The sequence below is a fragment of the Paraburkholderia sp. BL23I1N1 genome, assembly GCF_003610295.1.
In the GTDB taxonomy this organism is placed as follows: domain Bacteria; phylum Pseudomonadota; class Gammaproteobacteria; order Burkholderiales; family Burkholderiaceae; genus Paraburkholderia.
In genome coordinates this window covers 1,053,457-1,073,259 of record NZ_RAPV01000001.1, presented here as the reverse complement: position 1 = coordinate 1,073,259, position 19,803 = coordinate 1,053,457, and the positions used below count along the sequence as shown (strand labels likewise).

At 63.3% G+C, this 19,803-nt stretch carries 13 protein-coding genes and 1 pseudogene; 9 read left to right on the top strand and 5 right to left on the bottom strand.

Annotated features, from left to right (window positions below):
* Positions 1–46 precede the first annotated feature (46 nt).
* The 3 genes from B0G76_RS05080 to B0G76_RS05070 all read left to right on the top strand — a co-directional run bounded on the left by B0G76_RS05080 (position 47) and on the right by B0G76_RS05070 (position 3,185).
* The gene (locus tag B0G76_RS05080; RefSeq protein WP_120290593.1) at positions 47–1,465 is read left to right on the top strand and encodes an FAD-binding oxidoreductase; all 1,419 of its coding nucleotides are present in this window, start codon (positions 47–49) and stop codon (positions 1,463–1,465) included.
* Positions 1,466–1,516: 51 nt separating this feature from the next.
* Positions 1,517–2,323 (top strand): metallophosphoesterase, encoded by an 807-nt coding sequence (locus B0G76_RS05075; RefSeq protein ID WP_120290591.1) that lies wholly within the window; start codon positions 1,517–1,519, stop codon positions 2,321–2,323.
* A 124-nt stretch (positions 2,324–2,447) separates the two neighbouring features.
* Entirely contained in the window at positions 2,448–3,185 is a 738-nt protein-coding gene (locus B0G76_RS05070; protein ID WP_120290589.1) for an SOS response-associated peptidase, read from the top strand.
* A gap of 30 nt (positions 3,186–3,215) precedes the next feature.
* On the opposite strand, the gene B0G76_RS05065 is transcribed toward B0G76_RS05070, so the two are convergent.
* Together B0G76_RS05065 and B0G76_RS05060 are read right to left on the bottom strand one after the other, a co-directional pair.
* A complete protein-coding gene (locus tag B0G76_RS05065) occupies positions 3,216–3,461 on the bottom strand; it encodes a hypothetical protein (RefSeq protein WP_147394005.1) in 246 nt (81 codons plus the stop codon).
* A 132-nt stretch (positions 3,462–3,593) separates the two neighbouring features.
* Positions 3,594–4,532, bottom strand: a complete 939-nt coding sequence (locus B0G76_RS05060) for a LysR family transcriptional regulator (RefSeq protein ID WP_120290585.1) — start codon at positions 4,530–4,532, stop codon at positions 3,594–3,596.
* Between the two features lie 156 nt (positions 4,533–4,688).
* On the opposite strand from B0G76_RS05060, the gene B0G76_RS05055 reads away from it, so the two are divergent.
* From B0G76_RS05055 to B0G76_RS05040, 4 genes are read left to right on the top strand one after another with little or no spacing between them, the layout of a single operon-like run.
* On the top strand, positions 4,689–6,323 hold the full coding sequence (locus B0G76_RS05055; protein WP_120296209.1) for an efflux transporter outer membrane subunit: 1,635 nt from the start codon (positions 4,689–4,691) through the stop codon (positions 6,321–6,323).
* 11 nt (positions 6,324–6,334) lie between these two features.
* Positions 6,335–8,545: an FUSC family protein gene (locus tag B0G76_RS05050; RefSeq protein WP_120290583.1), complete on the top strand. Its 2,211-nt coding sequence runs from the start codon at positions 6,335–6,337 to the stop codon at positions 8,543–8,545.
* Positions 8,535–8,735: a DUF1656 domain-containing protein gene (locus B0G76_RS05045; protein WP_120290581.1), complete on the top strand. Its 201-nt coding sequence runs from the start codon at positions 8,535–8,537 to the stop codon at positions 8,733–8,735. Before B0G76_RS05050 ends, B0G76_RS05045 begins: the two co-directional genes overlap by 11 nt.
* A 13-nt stretch (positions 8,736–8,748) precedes the next feature.
* On the top strand, positions 8,749–9,609 hold the full coding sequence (locus tag B0G76_RS05040) for an HlyD family secretion protein (RefSeq protein ID WP_120290579.1): 861 nt from the start codon (positions 8,749–8,751) through the stop codon (positions 9,607–9,609).
* Positions 9,610–10,060: 451 nt separating this feature from the next.
* Here the strand turns inward: B0G76_RS05040 and B0G76_RS05035 are convergent.
* A pseudogene (locus tag B0G76_RS05035) lies at positions 10,061–11,739 on the bottom strand (methyl-accepting chemotaxis protein).
* Positions 11,740–12,249: 510 nt separating this feature from the next.
* On the opposite strand from B0G76_RS05035, the gene B0G76_RS05030 reads away from it, so the two are divergent.
* Positions 12,250–13,524, top strand: a complete 1,275-nt coding sequence (locus tag B0G76_RS05030; RefSeq protein WP_120290577.1) for an MFS transporter — start codon at positions 12,250–12,252, stop codon at positions 13,522–13,524.
* Positions 13,525–13,632: 108 nt separating this feature from the next.
* Positions 13,633–15,627 (top strand): propionate--CoA ligase, encoded by a 1,995-nt coding sequence (locus B0G76_RS05025; RefSeq protein ID WP_259460505.1) that lies wholly within the window; start codon positions 13,633–13,635, stop codon positions 15,625–15,627.
* Between the two features lie 23 nt (positions 15,628–15,650).
* Here B0G76_RS05025 and B0G76_RS05020 read toward each other — a convergent pair whose 3' ends face one another.
* Together B0G76_RS05020 and B0G76_RS05015 are read right to left on the bottom strand one after the other, a co-directional pair.
* Positions 15,651–16,517 carry a 5'-methylthioadenosine/adenosylhomocysteine nucleosidase gene (locus B0G76_RS05020; protein ID WP_259460504.1) on the bottom strand — a complete coding sequence of 289 codons (867 nt, stop codon included), beginning with the start codon at positions 16,515–16,517 and terminating at the stop codon, positions 15,651–15,653.
* Positions 16,514–18,865, bottom strand: a complete 2,352-nt coding sequence (locus B0G76_RS05015; protein WP_120290573.1) for a UvrD-helicase domain-containing protein — start codon at positions 18,863–18,865, stop codon at positions 16,514–16,516. Before B0G76_RS05015 ends, B0G76_RS05020 begins: the two co-directional genes overlap by 4 nt.
* Positions 18,866–19,803: the final 938 nt, after the last annotated feature.

The following is a 19,803-nucleotide window of genomic DNA, read 5'->3' as shown; positions in this document are numbered from 1 at the left end:
CACGCTCGCCACCTAAGCTATCCGCCGAACACCCTGACCGACCAACATGACCCAAGCCGCTTTTCTCACCGCCTGCCGCGACGCCATCGGCGCCACTCAGGTGCTGACTGACCCGCACGATACCGCTCCCTACTTCACCGACTGGCGCCGCCGCTACACCGGCGCGGCCTGCGCGGTGCTCTGCCCGGCCACGCCGGAGGAAGTCGCGGCGCTCGTCAAACTTGCCGTCGAGCATCGCATTGCCCTGGTGCCGCAAGGCGGCAACACCGGCTTGGCCGGCGGCGCCACGCCCGATGCAAGCGGCGCGCAGGCGGTCATCAGTCTGCGGCGTCTGAACCGCGTGCGCGACATCGATCCGCACAACAACACGATCACCGTGGAGGCCGGCGTCATCCTCGCCGAAGTGCAGAAGCACGCCGAAAAGGCCGGTCGCCTGTTCCCGTTGAGCCTCGCTGCCGAAGGCAGTTGCACGATCGGCGGCAATCTTGCCACCAACGCGGGCGGCACCGGCGTACTGCGCTACGGCAACACGCGCGAGCTATGCCTCGGCCTGGAAGTGGTCACGCCGCAAGGCGAACTGTGGGACGGCCTGCGCGGACTGCGCAAGGACAACACCGGTTACGATTTGCGCGATCTGTTCATCGGCGCGGAAGGCACGCTCGGCATCATCACCGCCGCCGTGCTCAAGCTACATCCGCAGCCGGCCGCGCGCGTCACGGCGCTCGCCGCACTCACGTCGCCGCATGCAGCGCTCGATTTCCTGTCGCTCACGCAACGCGTCGCCGGGCCGCTTCTGACCGGCTTCGAACTGATGTCGGATTTCTGTCTGCGGCTGGTGGGCCGGCATTTCGAGCAGATGCGCTACCCGTTCGCCGAGCCGCATGCGCAAGTCGTGCTGCTGGAACTGTCGGACAGCGAGAGCGAGGCGCACGCGCGCGGACTGTTCGAACGCCTGATGGAAACCGCGCTCGAAGAAGGCCTGGTGGAAGACGCGGTGGTCGCGGAAAACCTCGGGCAGTCGCGGGCATTCTGGAATCTGCGCGAACACATCCCGCTCGCGCAGGCTGAGGAAGGCCTGAACATCAAGCACGATATCGCGGTGCCGGTTTCGCGCATTGGCCACTTCATCGAGGAAAGCGACGCGGCAATCGCGCAAGCCGTGCCGGGCGCGCGCATGGTCACGTTCGGCCATCTCGGCGACGGCAATCTGCACTACAACGTGCAGGCGCCCGAGGGCGTCGACGCGAAGGCGTTCCTCGATAAGTGGCAAAGTGCGATCAACCAGCTCGTCTACGACAGCGTGCATCGCCATCGCGGCAGCATCAGCGCGGAACACGGTCTGGGCCAATTGAAGATCGACGAGGCGATGCACTACAAGCAGGACGTCGAGGTGCAGTTAATGCGCGCCGTCAAACGCGCGCTCGATCCGCTCAACCTGATGAATCCGGGCAAGGTGCTACGCTAGGGTTAGAAGCCTTCGCCGTTTGGTGCGAGGCCCATTGCAGGAGTCGTTGTCGTGAAGATTCGAGTGCTGTCCGATTTGCATCTTGAGAACGACGAGCCCGAGCTGATCCCGCATGCGCATGCGGATCTGATCGTGCTGGCTGGCGACATCCACAATCATGCGGCCGGCCCGCGCTGGGCCGCGCAAACCTTCGACGGCGCCGTGCCGGTGGTCTACGTGCCCGGCAATCACGAGTATTACGACGGCGAATTCGGCGCGCTCGATACGGCCCTCTACGACGCAGCCGCGCAAGTCGACAACGTGCATGTGCTGAACAATGCCGCGCTGGTCGACCCGCAAGGCCGCTGGCGCGTGCTCGGCACCACTTTGTGGACCGACTTCGCGTTATTCGGCGCGGATCCCGAGACGATTGCCGATTCCATCGACGCAGCGCGCCGGGTGATGCTCGACTTCCGCGGGCTGATCCAGATGAACTGGCCGCACGACACCCAGGACTCGCCGCGCGACTTCACCCCTGACGATTCCCTCGCGCTGCACCGCCGGGCGCGCGCCTGGCTCGAAAGCGAACTCGCAAAGCCGTTCGACGGCAAGACGATCGTCGTCACGCATCACGCGCCGCATCGACTGAGTCTGGCCGAGCGCTATGCGGAAGACCTCGTGTCGGCCGGTTTCGTCAATCATTTGCCGGAGCTGGTGCGCTCGCCCGTGGCACTGTGGATTCACGGGCATACGCATACACCGTTCGATTACACCGTGAACGGCACGCGCGTGGTCTGCAATCCACGCGGCTATCTCGACCGGCGCACGCGTCAGCTGGAGAATCCGCAGTTCGCGTGGGACAAGGTCGTCGAAATATAGCGAGCGTCGGCTTGGGGCCAATCTGGGTAGCGCGGCCAGGCGCCGCGCACTACGCTGTGGTTGTCGTTGGGTTCGGGTTCGAATCGGTCAAACCCGCCAAGCCGGTGATCTCCGGAGGTCGCTCATGTGCGGTCGAATCAGCCAGTATCGCGATCCCCATCTGTACGCACGGCACCTCGGCCTCACCGATCCGCTGATGCTGTTCGACGCCGCCGATCGCCGCCCCGGCTACAACCTCGCACCGGGCACCCATCCGCTAGCGATCTACCCGGACCAAACGCTGCACGCGATCCACTGGGGCTATTGCCCGGATTGGGCACGCGCGCAGCATCTGCCGCAGACAATCAACGCGCGCGCCGAAACCGCGCCGCATACGCGCTATTTCGAAGACCTGTGGAAAACCGGACGGGTATTGGTGCCGGCGGACGGCTGGTTCGAATGGCGCATGGAAGCAGCGCCCGGAACATCAAAGGGGGATTACGCGGCGAAATCGGAAACGGAAGCTGAAGCCGACGCAACGATCCGCCAGCCCTACTTCGTGCATCTGAAAAGCGACCTACCGATGTACCTCGCGGCGCTATCGAGCGTACGCGGCACGGAACCGCAAACGGAAGGCATGGGATTGGTGATCGTGACGGCTACCGCCGACGCGGGTCTGATCGACGTACACGGCCGGCGCCCGCTGGTGTTCGCCCCGGAGGCGGCGCGCCGCTGGCTGGATCCGGCCCTGCAATTCGACGAACTCGAACAGCTTGCACGCAGCGCCTGCCTACCCGCCGCGCGGTTCCGCTGGCATCGGGTGAGTCCCGAGGTGGACCGCACGCTCAACGACGAACCGGGTCTGATCGAAGCGCTGCCCTGAACCTGCGGAGCGCGCGCGAGCTTCAGACCCTCAGCGATCGCCCCGTTGCCCCTGCGAATCGGCGCTCTCGACCTTGATCGGCACCAATTGCGGCTGCTGGTCACGCAGACGGCGCAGCAGATCACGCGATGCGGCGATTCCGATCAGTCCCAGCATGACGGCCACGCCGATCATCAGATGCGTATCCATGAGTTCCTCGTCCTTCAAGTATTGCGGTTGGTGCGATGTGCCGAACGGCGGCAAATTGAACGCGTCCGGCTGAATGCGGCAGCCCATGAACCACACGTTAACAAATCGACCGCGGTGCAGAAGTAAGGAAATGTTGCGGCGCGGTAGTTATGTAACAGGCTGTCACGCCATCCCGGCCTGAAACCGTCAACAATGGTCAACCGCGCGCGCGGTGCTGCCTCAGGTGCGTGCGAACTGGCGCAACTCTTCGTGATCGACGGCCAGCGTGACGGGCAGTTCTTCGCGCAGGAATTCGACCCAGGTCCGAATTTTCGCGTCCAGATACTGCCGGGACGGATACAGCGCATACAGATTCATTTCCTGCGATGTGTATTCCGGCAACAGCCAAACGAGTTCACCGCTACGCAAGCCGCTGATCGCCGAGTAGATCGGAATCAGTCCGATCCCCATGCCACTGCACGCCGCGACCGCCATGGCTTCGGCGACGTTCACCTGGAAGGTGGCTGGGCCGAGCGCGATGGTTTCTTCGCCATTCGGGCCGTCGAATACCCATTTGTCGGTCGGAAACACCGGCGTGACCATCTGCAGGCAGGTGTGGTGCGCGAGGTCCGCGGGCGTTTGGGGCACGCCGTGCCGCTCCAGATAAGTTGGCGACGCGCACGCGATGCTGAACGCGCTGCCCAGCCGCTGCGACACCAGCCCCGAATCCGGGAGACCGGTTGCCAGTGTCAGCGACACGTCAAAGCCTTCGTCGAGCAGATCGGGCATGCGCTGCGCGAGCGTCAGTTCGATATGCACGTCTGGATAGCGCTCCTGATAGCGGCCCACCGCCGGCACCACATAGTGCTGGCCGAAACTCGTCATGGCGTGGACCTTGAGCTTGCCGGACGGACGCGCATGGGCGTCGCCGGCCTCCGCTTCCGCCTGATCCACGTACGCGAGGATCTGCTCGCAGCGCTGCAGATAGCGCTCACCCGCCTCGGTCAAGGCGATCCGGCGCGTGGTGCGGTTCAAAAGACGCGTGCGCAGATGCGCTTCCAGGTCGGAAACCGCGCGCGACGCGTACGCCGTGGTCGTGTTCAGATGCTGCGCGGCACCCGTAAAGCTGCCCGCTTCGACGACTCGGACAAATACGCGCATGTTTTGAAGCGTATCCATACTTTTCCCTTGTGATCGGTAGCGATTGTTACACGATTCGCAAAGGCGATTGTCTCATATCCCGTAAAAAATGCCTTGCATCTTTACCGGTTATTCCCCAATCAATCAAAAAATATAATGACACACATGCTTCTATAGCCAATTTTGGAGGAAATCGTGCAGTCTCCGGTACAAAAAGGGATCGCCGCGACCGCGGTTCTTACGATCCTATTAACAATCGCCGGCTGTGCCAGTACCGGAGGCATCGCGCCGCAAGAGCGCGGAATCGAGCCCTCCTCGCTCGATGCAGGCAACGCCATCCGGGCCGCCAATGCGGACGCCCAATGGCCGGCCGCCGACTGGTGGCGCGCCTATAACGATCCGCAGCTCAATGAGTGGGTCGAAGCCGCACAGGCGGGCAATCCGAGTCTCGCGGTCGCTCAGGCGCGGGTGCGCGAAGCCGTGTCGATGGCGGGCGTGGCTCGCTCGGCACTCTCGCCGCAAGTCAACGGCAGCCTGTCGATCCAGCGTCAGAAATGGGCGGACAACCTCTATTACGGCCCGGGCCCGCTCGCGGGCGAGCAGTCGTGGAACAACACCGGCACGCTGGGCCTGTCGTACAACCTCGATCTGTGGGGCAAGGACAAGAACGCCGCCGAGCGCGCGCTCGACGCCGCCCATGCGAGCGCCGCTGACTTCCGCGCCGCCCAGCTCGAACTGGAAGGCAACGTGGTGCGCACGTACATCGAACTGTCGCTGAACTACGCGCTGCTCGATATCGCCAAATCCACGTTGCAGCAACAGCAGCAGATCGCCGACCTCGCGAACCGGCGTCTGAAAGGCGGCATCGGCACCCAGCTCGAAGTGAGCCAGGCCGAAACGCCGCTGCCGGAATACGAACGCCAGATCGACGCGATCGAAGAAAAGATCGCGCTCGGCCGCAATCAGATGGCCGCACTGGCCGGCAAGGGTCCGGGCGCCGGCGACGCGATCCAGCGTCCGACGCTCTCGCTCGACACCACGCCCGCCGGCCTGCCGAGCGCACTGCCCGCGGATCTGATCGGCCATCGGCCGGACGTGGTCGCGGCGCGCTGGACGGTCGCGGCGCAAGCGCGCGGCATCGACGTCGCCAAGGCCAACTTCTATCCGGACATCAACCTGCTGGCGTCGATCGGCGGCTATGCCGCGATGGGGCCGCTGTTCCAGTTCATGAAGGATCCGTCGCATAGCTGGAGCGCGGGTCCCGCGCTGTCGCTGCCGATCTTCGATGGCGGACGGCTGCGCTCGCAGCTCGGCGCGGCGTCGGCCGGGTATGACGAGGCGGTGGATCGCTATAACCAGTCGATCGTCGGCGCGCTGAAGGACATCTCCGATCAAGTGATCCGGATCCGTTCGCTCGCCACCCAGGCGCAAGACGCCGACCGTTCGGTCGCAGCGGCGCGCAAGAACTACGATCTGGCGCGCGAAGGGTATCGGCGCGGTTTGACCGACTATCTGAATGTGCTGATCGCGCAAAGCCAGTTGCTGCGCGCGCAGGAAGGCGTCGCGAAGATTCAGGCCGAACGGCTGGGCGCGCATGCGTCGCTGGTCACGGCACTGGGCGGCGGACTCGACGAACCCGCCAATGGTCCGCAGGCAAACGAGACGTTGCCGGCGCATGGGAAGGGCAAAGGCCAGCCGGCTGCGGCTGCGTCGGGCGCGTTGGCGCACACGGCCTCGGCTGACCGCGCCGGGACCACCGCACCGGCACCGGCCCAGTCCGGCACCACGCACGCCCAGGGGTCGTCCACCAACGCGCCCGCGGCTGAGTAAGGAAGCCGGCCATGTCAGCCTCTCCTTCTCCCACCCCGCGCCTGGCATCGTTTGCCGCGCTCTACTCGGCCGCCGCCGACTGGGCGCGCACCGACGGCCTCACGTGGATCTATCTGTTCAAAGCGCTCGCCGCCTGCTTCCTCGCGCTCGGCATCGCGATGAAGCTCGACCTGCCGCAACCGCGCACCGCGATGACCACCGTGTTCATCGTGATGCAGCCGCAAAGCGGGATGGTGTTCGCCAAGAGCTTCTACCGGATCTGCGGCACGCTGGTCGGTCTCGTCGTGATGCTTGCGTTGATCGGCCTGTTCGCGCAGCAGCCTGAACTGTTCATCGTCACGACCGCGATCTGGGTTGGCATCTGCACCGCCGGGGCCGCGCGCAATCGCAACTTCAAGTCGTACGGTTTCGTGCTGGCCGGCTACACCGCCGCGTTGATCGGCATTCCGGCCTCGCAGCATCCGGATGGCGCGTTTCTGAGCGCGCTCACGCGGGTGGCCGAGGTGGTGGTCGGCATCATCTGCGCGGGCGCGGTCAGCGGGCTGGTGTTTCCGCAATTCGCCGGCTTGCAGATGCGCGGCACCGTGCGCGCGCGGTTCTCGGCGTTCGTCGAGTATGTGTCGGCCTCCTTGGGCGGCCGCAACGACCGCGCGCAGATCGAAGCGACGAACGCACGCTTTGTCGCCGACATCGTCGGATTCGAAGCGGCGCGCAGTGTTGCCGTATTCGAAGGTCCCGATTCGCGGATGCGCGGTGGCCGTCTCGCGCGTCTGAACAGCGAGTTCATGACCGCTTCGACGCGCTTTCACGCGCTGCATCAGTTGATGAACCGGCTTCGCGATACGAATACAAGCGGTGCGCTCATCGCGATCGACGCGCTGGAGCCGTACTTCAAGGAAATCGCCCCGCTGCTCGCGAAATCCGGCGAACCGGTGCTGAGCGCGACAGATGCCGCCCACGCCGCCGCGCAACTCGACGCGTACAAGGCGGAGCTGCCCAAGCGGGTGCGCGCAACACGCGACGCGCTGGAAACGCAGCCGGACGCGCCGCTGCTCGACTTCGATACCGGCGCCGAACTGCTGTACCGCTTCATCGAAGATCTGCACGCGTACGTGGCCACCTATGCGTCGCTTGCGGTCGACACGCACGAACGCGAGCGCTGGATCGAGCGCTACGAGCCGAAGACGAACGGGATCGCGGCGGGCGTCGCCGGTGTGCGTGCGGCCATCGTCATGATGGTGCTCGGCGCATTCTGGATCGCGACCGCGTGGCCGAGCGGCTCGACTCTGACGTTGGACGCCGCGGCGGTGTGCGCGCTGGCGTCGTCCTCGCCGGATCCGAAGCGCACGGCATTCCAGATGGCGGGCGGCACGCTGGTCGCCTCGGTGATGGGCATGTTCGCGGTGTACGGCGTATATCCGCACATCGACGGCTTTCCGCTGCTGTGCACCGCGCTCACGCCGTTCCTGCTGCTCGGCGTGTTCATGACGACGCGGCCCGCGCTGGCCGGCTACGGCGTCGGCTACTGCATCTTCTTCTGCTTCCTCGCCGGCCCGGACAACCTGATTCACTACGACCCGAGCGGCACCATTAACGACGCGATTGCGCTGGTGCTGTCGATGCTGGTGTGCGCAATTGCCTTTGCCGTGCTGCTGCCGCCTTCGACGCCGTGGATGCGCAACCGTCTGCTGATGGACCTGCGCCGTCAGGTGGCGCTGGCAAGCCGTGCGGGGATGCGCCGGGTACGTTCACGCTTCGAGAGCGGCGCACGCGATCTGATGTCCCAGATCAACGCGCTCGCGCAGAACGAACCGGAGCTCAAACGTGACACCTTGCGCTGGCTCTTCTCGGTGCTCGAAGTGGGCAACGCGATGATCGATCTGCGCCGCGAGTTGGCGGCGCTGCCCGCCGACGCGCGCTACGCGAAGTCGATGCCGTGGCGCGTCACATTGCGTGCGATGCGCGATGCGGTGGCCGCACTTTTCGAACGGCCGCGCGCGGACCGCTTTGACCGCGCACTCGCCGCCACCACCGACGCGATTGCCGCGGTTCAACTGATGCTGGCCACCTTCACGCCACCACGTGAGGAACGGCATCAACTGCAACGCATTTTGAGTCAACTGCATTTCATTCGTACCGCGCTGCTCGATCCGCAATCGCCGCTTGAACCGCTGATGAGCGGACGGGCCGACGCGCCAGAAGGAGTTCGTCATGCCACGTGATATCGCCGTTTTCGACGCCTACGTGCCGGCCATTGTGCTGCTGTTCATCGCGGGCGCCGCGCTTACCTGGGTGTTGGACCGCGTGATTGCCTATACGGGCATCTATCGCGTGGTGTGGCATCCGTCCTTGTTCCGGGCCAGCTTGCTCGTGTGTGTGTGCGGCGTGCTGGGTCTCGCCGTTTATCGTTGATCAGAGTCGAAACATGACCATCCGAAATATTGTTGGCTTCGTCGCGACAGCCATTATTTTTATCGTCGCGATTTTGATTGGGCGCGCGTTGTGGGTTCATTACATGGATGAACCATGGACGCGCGATGGGCGCGTGCGCGCTGAGATTGTGAATGTGGCGCCTGATGTTTCCGGTGCGGTTGTGGATTTGCCTGTTAAGGATAACCAACTGGTTAAGAAGGGGGATCTGTTAATGCAGATCGATCCTTCGCATTATCAGATTGCTGTTGAGCAGGCTGAAGCTGCTGTTGCTGCGCGTAAGGCTGAGTTGCAGATGAAGCGGGATGATGCGCAGCGGCGGGCGGATATGGATGCTTTGGTTGTGTCCAAAGAGAGTCGTGAGAATGCTACTCATACTGCGTCTGCTGCTGAGGCTTCTTATCAGCAGGCTTTGGCTGCGCTTGATGCTGCCAAGTTGAATCTTGAGCGGACTCGGGTTGTTGCGCCGGTTGATGGGTATGTTACTAATCTGAATGTTTTTCGAGGGGATTATGCGACTGCTGGTTCAGCTAAGCTGGCGATTGTTGATAGTCATTCATTCTGGGTTTATGGGTATTTTGAGGAGACTAAGCTTCCTCATGTTCGGGTCGGTGATAAGGCTGAGGTTCGGTTGATGAGTGGGGGCACCTTGCAGGGGCATGTCGAGAGCATCTCTCGGGGAATCTATGATCGGGATAATCCCGAGAGCCGCGAACTGCTGGCTGATGTGAATCCCACCTTTAATTGGGTTCGGTTGGCGCAGCGCGTGCCCGTGCGGGTGAGGATTGATTCTGTGCCCGAGGGCGTCGTGCTGGCTGCTGGGATTACTTGTACTGTTGTTGTTACGCCAAGCTAAGTAATTTGCCTGCGCGGCGCTTGTTCCTGTGTGTGCCTGCGGTGTTGGCCTTTCCTTGTTTTGTTAGTGGTCTATTCGCGTTGCCCCTGTGCGGGGCGGCACTCACTTCTCTTAGCCGGCCGCAAAGAGAAGTAAGCAAGAGAAAGCGGCTCACACCGCTAACTCTTAAGCGGGTCCCCCGCGCAGCCACGGTAGTGGTGCATCTGGAATCCGTGCCCCCGCACATTCACCGTTAGTGACTAAGGGCTCATTCGCTCCCCCTCCGCACTGCGTGCGTCGCGGATGGATTTGCCTGGGAAACCTAAGGTTTAGATTGCGCGTAGCGGGTGCCATCGGCTTCGCCTCGGCAGCGCGGTGCGCGCCGAGGTGTTGCGTTAGTTGCGAAGCTTCAAGCGCAGGGCTTAATTTGCGGGTCCTCATCCGCGGCCCGTCATTTCCCGCGCTTCGCTGTTTATAGCCTGAACTTTCCAACCATCTGCTTCAGGCCGCGGGCCTGGTCGTCCAGCGATCTGGCGGCCGCTGTTGCCTGTTCCACCAACGCCGCGTTCTGCTGTGTGCCGGAATCCATTTGCGTTACCGCAAGATTGATCTCTTCAATCCCCGCGCTCTGTTCCGATGACGCCGCCGAAATCTCGCCCATGATGTCAGTCACACGCTTCACCGCCTTCACCACTTCGTCCATGGTCTGACCGGCATCCTGCGCCAATGTCGAGCCGTTGCTCACGCGCTCCACCGACGTGCTGATCAACCCCTTGATCTCCTTCGCGGCAGCCGCGCTGCGCTGGGCGAGATTGCGCACTTCCGCGGCGACCACCGAAAATCCTCGGCCCTCCTCGCCCGCTCGCGCAGCTTCCACCGCGGCGTTCAACGCAAGAATGTTGGTCTGGAATGCAATCCCTCAATCACGCCGATGATGTCGCCAATGCTGCGCGCGCTGTCATTAATCTCGTTCATCGTCGCAACCACGCGGCTCACCACGTCGCCGCCCTTCTCCGCAATCTCCGAAGCATTGTTGGCCAGCGTGCTCGCCTGCTTCGCGTTGTCAGCGTTCTGACGCACCGTGGAAGTCAATTGCTCCATGCTGCTAGCCGTCCGCTCGAGTGCCATCGCCTGCTGCTCGGTGCGCTGCGAGAGGTCGAGATTGCCCATCGAAATTTCGCCCGACGCAGTAGCAATCGCGTCCGCGCTGGACGCAATGTCGGAAACCGTCGTCGCGAGCCCGCTTTGCATGTCGTGTAGCGCGTACAGCATGCTCGACTTGTCCTTGCGGCCCAACGCGATCTGGTTCGACAGGTCGCCCGCGGCAATCCGGCTGGCAATTTCCTTCGCGTAAGCGGGCTCTCCGCCGAGCTGGCCGGCAAGGCGCCGCACCACCCACTCGCTAATGCCAAACGCCAGCGCGATCAGCGCCACGGTCATCACCGCAATCATCACGAACGACGAATGGAAGATGAAACCCGACGCTTCGATGGTCGCCTTCGCCGCGGTTCCGCGCTGCGCTACGAGTTCGTCAACGAGTTTTTCAAGCTTGCCGGTCTCGACCAGCAGCGAAACGTCCTGTGTGCCAACCTGCCAGTTCATCTGCGAAAGATCGAGCGGCTGTGCTTTCACAAGCGTCACAAAATCACGCAAGTGGCCGCTCCACACGGCAACGGCAGTGGCAAATTTCTTCTGCTGATCGACAGCCTTCGCGTCGGATGTGTCGACGTACTGCTGCAGCGTGCCGAGTTCCGTGGCGAGACCGCTCAAGCCCTTGTCGATGTCGGCGCCGAGGTCATCGCGCTCCTTGGCGGTGGTCGCGGTAAGCAGCATCTTTTGCGCGCGGCTTGCGCGCAGCATGTGGCCACGCGCTTCTTCAGCAGCGCGGCTCGCCACGTGGCCCTGGTCGTAGATCGATTGCGCGGAAGCATTCAGGCGGCTGATCTGGGTCAGCGAAAACACGCCAATCGCGAGCGTGCCAATCAGCAGCACGGCAAACGCAAGCCGCAGCATCGCCTTCACCGACAAACCCTTCAGCCGCACGGCACGCGAGCGGCCGCCCTGCCCATGCGACGGCGACGGCTTGCCCGTCGCTTCCCCTTCCGGTACGAACCCCGCGCCCGACTGACCGCCCAGCGAAACTGCTTTCATATTCCTCGTCCCCACGTATCGCACTGCCAGAAAGGTCGGTTCCGGCATTGATGCTTATCTCTCCGGGTCTACGGCATAAACGTCTGCGATCTTTAACGCCGCTTGCGTCATGCCGACCGTCGTGCCCGGTCCTCGACGCATCGCTTTGTAAGCTTCGCGCCCGCGACCGTTTTATACACGGCCAAAAATCCCCAAACCGCATTTATCCAATGACTTGCCAAAGACCCGTGGTAATGGCGACACACTCATCACGAGCACCGCCACGGTGCACCAGACATCCGCTTTCCGCGCAGCCGTGGTGCCCAGATAGATCCACAAATGTCCGATTCTCGACAAAACTTGTCCTTACATTTCGGATAGGCCACATTAAACTTCGACAATTGGCTGACAAAACCGGGCGCCGCGTCGAAATGCCGCACCATTCGAGCGGGCACGTGAACAGGCAGAACGACGCCGCACCGGCACCCCGAAATCGTTACTTTTCATCCTCTCCTCTCTCTCATCTAGCGTATGGAAACGAGCCTCGATAAAAGCGCCCTCGCCGGCGCCGCAGCTTCTCCCGCGGGTTCCACCAATCCCGCTACCCCTGCCGCCGCGCAGCCGGCCGCTAAAGTTCAGCGCACGGTCTACTCCGTGCTGGGCGCGATCAGCTTTTCGCACCTGCTCAACGACATGATCCAGTCGTTGATTCTGGCGATCTACCCGATGCTGAAAGACAACTTTTCGCTGTCGTTCGGGCAGATCGGGCTGATTACGCTGACCTACCAGATCACCGCGTCGCTGCTGCAACCGCTGGTCGGCAGCTATACGGACAAGCATCCGAAGCCGTATTCGCTGCCCGTCGGCATGGGCTTCACGCTCTGCGGCCTGCTGCTGATGTCGGTCGCGCCGAGTTTCGGCGTGCTGCTGGTCGCAGCGGCGCTGGTCGGCTGCGGCTCGTCGGTGTTCCATCCGGAATCGTCTCGGGTGGCGCGCATGGCCTCGGGCGGCCGCCACGGTCTGGCGCAGTCGCTGTTCCAGGTGGGCGGCAATGCGGGTTCGTCGCTCGGACCGTTGCTCGCCGCGTTGATCGTGATTCCGCACGGCCAGCGCAGCATCGCGTGGTTCTCGGTGGCGGCGCTGGTCGCGATCGTCGTGCTCACGCAGATCGGCCGCTGGTACAAGCAGCATCCGTCGGTGAAGAAGGTGCATGCGCAGACCGCTCACGCCACGCTCTCGCGCAACCAGGTCATGCTCGCGATGGGCGTGCTGATCCTGCTCGTGTTCTCGAAGTACTTCTACCTCGCCAGCATCAACAGCTATTTCACGTTCTATCTGATCGACAAGTTCCATCTGCCGGTACAGGCCGCGCAAATCCACCTGTTCGTGTTCCTCGCGGCGGTCGCGGCGGGCACGGTGATCGGCGGTCCGATCGGCGACAGGATCGGCCGCAAGTATGTGATCTGGGTGTCGATCCTCGGCGTTGCACCGTTCACGCTGCTGCTACCGTACGCCAACCTGTTCTGGACCGGCGTGCTGACGGTGATCATCGGTATCGTGCTGGCCTCGGCGTTCTCGGCGATCCTCGTCTATGCGCAGGAACTGATCCCCGGCAAGGTGGGGATGGTGGCGGGCCTCTTCTTCGGGTTCGCGTTCGGCATGGGCGGAGTCGGCGCTGCCGTGCTCGGGCAGTTGGCCGACGCCACCAGCATCGCCTATGTCTACAAGGTCTGCTCCTTCCTGCCGCTGATCGGCGTGCTGACGGTATTTCTGCCGAATGTCGAAGGCAAGCGCGCGAAAGCGTAGTGATGCTTCACGGGAAGTGAATGAGGGAAAGGCGCTTCGGCGCCTTTTTTCTTTCCCTCGCGCTTATGGTGAACCCGCGTTGTCCGCACGGCCGCGCGTGCTCTATGCTTGTGCGGAAGTACGCACCGCTTTCTCGCCAAATCCAACAGCCGTACGACTCGCCAACCGCTCACTCACGCAGCAGAAGGATCGCCGCCGATGACCACCTACCGCGACTTCCACCGCCGTTCGATCGAGAACCCCGAAGACTTTTGGCGTGAACAGGCGCAGCGGATTCATTGGCAAACGCCGTTCGATGCGGTGCTCGACCGCTCGAATCCGCCGTTCGCGCGCTGGTTCGTCGGCGGCCGCACGAATCTTTGTCATAACGCGGTGGACCGGCATCTGGCCGAGCGCGCACAGCAGAACGCGCTGGTGTACGTGTCGACGGAAACCGGTATCGAGCGGCGCTACACCTACGCCGAGCTGCACGCGGAAATCAACCGCATGGCCGCGGTGATGCGCTCGCTAGGCGTGAAGCGCGGCGATGTGGTGCTGCTCTATCTGCCGATGATCCCCGAAGCGCTGTTCGCGATGCTCGCGTGCGCGCGGCTCGGCGCGATTCACTCGGTGGTGTTCGGCGGCTTCGCGGCGCCCAATCTGGCGGCGCGCATCGACGATGCGAAACCGGTGCTGATCGTGACTGCCGACGCCGGCGCACGCGGCGGCAAGGTGATCGACTACACGCCGCTGGTGGACGAGGCGCTTGCGCGTGCAACCCACAAGACGCCGCACGTGCAGCTGATCGACCGACAGCTCGCGCCCGAGCGCCTGAACGCAAGCTACCTCGTCGCCTACGAGCCGTTGCGCGAACAGTTTTTCGACGCGCATGTGTCATGCGAATGGCTCGAATCGAACGAGCCTTCGTATGTGCTGTACACCTCGGGCACCACCGGCAAGCCGAAGGGCGTCCAGCGCGACGTCGGTGGCTATGCGGTGGCGCTGGCGGCGTCGATGGAACACATCTTTCAGGGCAAGCCCGGCGACACGATGTTCACCGCGTCGGACGTGGGCTGGGTGGTCGGCCACAGCTACATCGTCTATGCACCGCTGATCGCGGGCCTCACGACGGTGATGTACGAAGGCACGCCGATTCGTCCGGACGGCGGCATCTGGTGGCGCCTCGTCGAACAGCACAAGATCAATCTGATGTTCACCGCGCCGACCGCGCTACGGGTGCTGAAAAAGCAGGATCCAGCGCTGCTGAAAAAATCCGATCTGTCGAGCCTGCGCGCACTGTTCCTGGCCGGCGAGCCGCTCGACGAACCAACCGCGACATGGATCGCCGATGCGCTCGGCAAACCTGTGATCGACAACTACTGGCAGACCGAAACCGGCTGGCCGATGCTGGCGATTCCACGCGGCGTCGAAGCGCTGCCCACCAAGCTCGGCTCGCCGGGCGTGCCGTCGGCCGGGTTCAATCTGACCTTGCGTAACGAACTGACGGGTGAGCCCTGCCCGACCGGCGAAAAAGGCGTGCTCACGCTGGAATATCCGCTGCCGCCGGGCTGCATGTCGACGGTGTGGGGCGACGACACGCGCTTCATCAGCACTTACTGGTCGAGCATTCCCAACCAGGAGGTCTACTCGACCTTCGACTGGGGCATTCAGGATGAAGACGGTTACGTGACGATCCTCGGCCGCACCGACGACGTGATCAACGTCGCCGGCCATCGGCTCGGCACGCGCGAAATCGAAGAAGCGTTATCGAGCCACGCGGCGGTCGCGGAAGTGGCCGTGGTCGGCGTGACCGATGCGCTGAAGGGTCAGGCGGCCATGGCCTTCGTCGTGCTGCGCGACGCGCAAGCCTACGCGGACGACAAGGCGCGCGCCAAGCTCGAAGCCGAACTCACCGCCACCGTCGATCGCCGGCTCGGCGCGATTGCGCGGCCGGCGCGTGTGGTGGTGGTATCGATGCTGCCGAAGACCCGCTCGGGCAAGCTGCTGCGCCGCGCGATTGCCGCGCTCGCGGAAGGACGCGAACCGGGCGATTTGCCGACGATCGAGGATCCGTCGGCGTTGCAGCAGGTGCGCGAGGCGTTGGGAGACTCAACGAAACACTAGTCAGCGCCAAAGCGGCGAGCAGGTCACGCCACCCGGCGCGCCGCTAAAAACCGCGTCAGAATCGCATTCGAATACGTCCCCGCGATCTCTGTGAGAAACGACACGAACGATTGCGGCGCGTGATCGTCAGCGGTGTCGGAGATGGTGCGCACCACTGCGCACGGCACGCCGTACTCGTAACAAACCTGCGCGATCGCCGCGCCTTCCATCTCGACCGCGAGCGCGTCCGGCAGCGCATCGCGCAAGGCTTTGACGCCTGTTGCACTCGCGACGAACTGATCTCCGCTGATGATCAAGCCGCGATGCACGCGCGGCTCGCGCGTGCCGAGGCGCGCAGCCGACGCGGCACCCTCTTCAGCGACAAAACGCTCGCAGGCCGCGGCCAGTTGATCGGCGAGCGCCCCATCGGCTGCGAAGCGCGATACGCCGAGCAGCGGCACCTCGAATCGCGGAAACAACGGCGACGCGTCGAGATCGTGCTGCATCAGCACGTTGGCAACGACGATATCGCCGACCCGCACCTCGGTCCCCACTCCGCCCGCGACACCTGTAAACACGATCGCTTCGACATCGAACGCATGAATCAAGGCACTGACCGTGGCCGCCGCCGCGACCTTGCCGACGCGCGCCAGTGTCACAACGCAAGGCGCGCCGTGCACGGTGCCGAGGTGATAGTCACGCTGACCGTGAGTGATGGTGCGTACGCCGGATTCGGCGCGCATCGCTTCGATCAGATCGCCGAGTTCCTGCGGCAAGGCCGCCAGAATCCCGAGCGGACGATGGGAGACCGGCGCGCCGCTGCGCGCTGGATCGATGCCGGTTGTAGCCGCAGCCGCACCTGTCACGCGTGCACCGTCCGCCCCTGCTCCGTGTATCCCGCCCGTGCTCATTCGACCGCCTGCAATTTGGCGACCGCGAGTGCCAACCATTTCTCGCCGTGCCGTTTGAATTTGACCTGGGCCTTGGCATCCGTGCCGCCACCTTCCAGCGCCGTGATCGTGCCTTCCCCAAACTTGGTGTGGAACACCTGCTGCCCCACGCGAAAACCTGTTTCCGCTGCGCGCTGTTCGTTCGCGAAGGCCGGCAACGGCGCCGGCGTCGACGACGAAGGCCCCGTGTAACCCGGCCGCGCGAACCAGTCGCGACCGTAGCCGGCGTTATCCGAACGGCCGCCCCAACGCGCGCCCGCCTCGACCTTCGGCGTGAGCCACTTGAGGGTTTCCTGCGGCAGTTCGTCGAAGAAGCGCGAGCGGATGTTATAGCGCGTCTGGCCATGCAGCATCCGGCTCTGCGCAAACGACAGATACAACCGCTCCTTGGCCCGCGTGATCGCCACGTACATCAGACGGCGCTCTTCTTCCAGGCCGTCCGACTCCATCGCGCTGTTTTCATGCGGGAACAGCCCTTCTTCGAGCCCGGTGATGAACACCGCCGTGAACTCCAGGCCCTTGGCCGCGTGCACCGTCATCAATTGCACGGCCTCCTGACCGGCTTGCGCCTGGTTGTCGCCCGCTTCAAGCGAGGCGTGCGACAGGAAACCGGCGAGCGGTGTCATCGTGTCCGGGTTTTGCGCCGGATCGGCGATGCCGGGGGCATCCAGCACGACGATATTCGGATCGTCGGTAGCGACAGCCAACTCGGGCGCCGCGGTTGTGCCCGGGCGCAGCGGAATCGAGCGCGCCGGCGTATCCATGCCGTAGCCTTCTTCGCTGACGAAAGCCGCCGCCGCGTTGACCAGTTCCTGCAAATTCTCGAGCCGATCCTGGCCTTCGCGTTCGTTCTGATAGAACTCCGTGAGACCACTCGTGCTAACCACGTATTCGACCGTTTCCGGCAGGCTCATCTGCTGCGTTTCCGCGCGCATCCTGCCGATCAGGTTCGCGAAACTCGCCAGGCTCGACCCCGCCTTGCCCGCGACATACGGAATTGCCGCAGCCATCGAGCAGTTGTACAGACGCGCCGCATCGGCCAGTTGCTCGATCGAGCGCGCGCCGATGCCGCGCGTGGGGAAATTGACGACGCGGGCGAACGCGGTGTCGTCGTTCGGATTGTCGATCAGGCGCAAATAGGCGAGCGCGTGCTTGACTTCCTGACGTTCGAAAAAGCGCAGACCGCCGTACACCCGGTACGCGATGCCCGCGTTGACCAGCGTGTGTTCGATGGTGCGCGACTGCGCGTTGCTGCGATACAGGATGGCGACTTCGCTGCGCGACGTGCCGGTGCTGATCAGCGCCTTGATTTCCTCGACGATCCAGCCGGCTTCTTGTGTATCGGTGGCGGACTCGTAGACGCGTACCGGTTCGCCGTGACCCGCGTCGGTACGCAGATTCTTGCCCAGACGCCGCGAGTTGTTGGCGATCAGTTGATTGGCCGCGTCGAGGATATGGCCGTGCGAGCGGTAGTTCTGTTCCAGCTTGATCATGTGCCGGACGTTGAACTCGTGTTCGAAGTCGCGCATGTTGCCGACGTTCGCGCCGCGAAACGCGTAGATCGACTGGTCGTCGTCGCCGACGGCGAAGATCGAGTTGGTCTGCCCGGCCAGCAACTTCAGCCACGCATATTGCAGCTTGTTGGTGTCCTGGAACTCGTCGACGAGGATGTGCCTGAAGCGCGCCTGATAGTGGGCGCGCAGCGGCGGGTTGTGCGCGAGCAGTTCAAAGCAGCGCAGCAGCAGTTCCGGAAAGTCGACGACGCCTTCGCGCTGGCATTGCTGGTCGTAGGCTTCGTAGAGTTCGACGAATTTGCGGTTGAAGTTATCCGTGGCGTCGACGTCTTTCGGCCGCAGGCCTTGTTCTTTGGAATTGTTGATGAAGTACTGGAGGTTTTTCGCCGGGTACTTTTCATCGTCGATGTTGAGGCCCTTCATGAGGCGCTTGATCGCGGAGAGCTGGTCCGCGGTATCGAGGATCTGGAAGGTGGCGGGCAGGCCTGCGTCGCGATGGTGCGCGCGGAGCATGCGGTTGCACAGGCCGTGGAAGGTCCCAATCCACATGCCGCGTGTGTCGATGGGCAAGAGTGCCGACAGACGCGACATCATTTCGCGGGCGGCTTTATTGGTGAAGGTCACCGCCAGGATGGTGGCGGGTGACGCGAGGCCGTGCTGGATGAGCCACGCGATCCGCGTGATGAGGACGCGGGTTTTGCCGCTGCCCGCGCCTGCAAGGATGAGCGCTGGCTCGTTGGGGAGCGTGACGGCAGCGTGTTGTTCGGGGTTTAGATTGGCTAGCAGATCGGGCATTTTTTGGGAGGACGGCGAGGGCGTTCGATATTATATGCCCCTGCGGGGTTAGGGTTTTTTTGCGGTTTTTGCCTGTGCGGCGCTTTTTGGTTGTTCGCCTGCGGGGTTGGCCTTTCCTTGTTTTCTTATTGGTTTATTAGCGTTGCCCCTGTGCGGGGCAACCTACTTTTCTTTGCCTGCCTGCCGCAAAGAGAAGCAAGAGAAAGCGGCTCAAACCGCTAACCCTTAAGCGGGTCCCCCGCGCAGCCACGGTAGTGGTGCATCTGGAATCTGTGTTCTCGCACACTCCGCGTGAGTGACAAGGCAGTCATTCTTCCGGCGGCGCTGCGCGCGCCGACGCGGTAGTTCATCAAACCGTGGGCTATCGGCTATTGCCGATGCCTCGCCCCGCGCCGTCAAGCCGCAGGTGTTGCCGGCCCTTAGCGGAAATTCGGCAACCACCAGCTATCACGCGCTTACCGCAACTTCTTTGGGCCGATGGCCGCTTCGGGTGTTAGGGGTGCGCAAGTGGCCGCTAGCCGCTCGGACACCCGGCGGTACTCCCGCGGCCATCCGACGTTTTCAGCGCGTGGCCGAAGGCCCCCACCCAAGCCAATCGAATCCGGCGGTTCGGAGCGGCCCCTTCCGGCGAGCACGTAGTGCGAGGCGGGAAGTATGACTGCCTTGTCACTACCGCGGAATGTGCGAGAACACAGATTCCAGATGCACCACTACCGCATCTGCGCGGGGGACCCGCTTAAGAATTAGCGGTTTGAGCCGCTTTCTCTTGCCTCTCTTTGCGGCAGGCAAAGAGAAGTGAGTGCCGCCCCGCACAGGGGCGACGCTAATAAACCAATATCAAATCAAGGAAAGGCCAACGCCGCGGGCATGTAGACAAAAAGCACCGAGTAGGCAACCAATTCAAGAAAAGGCCAAACCGGACCGCTCCCGGCGCCACC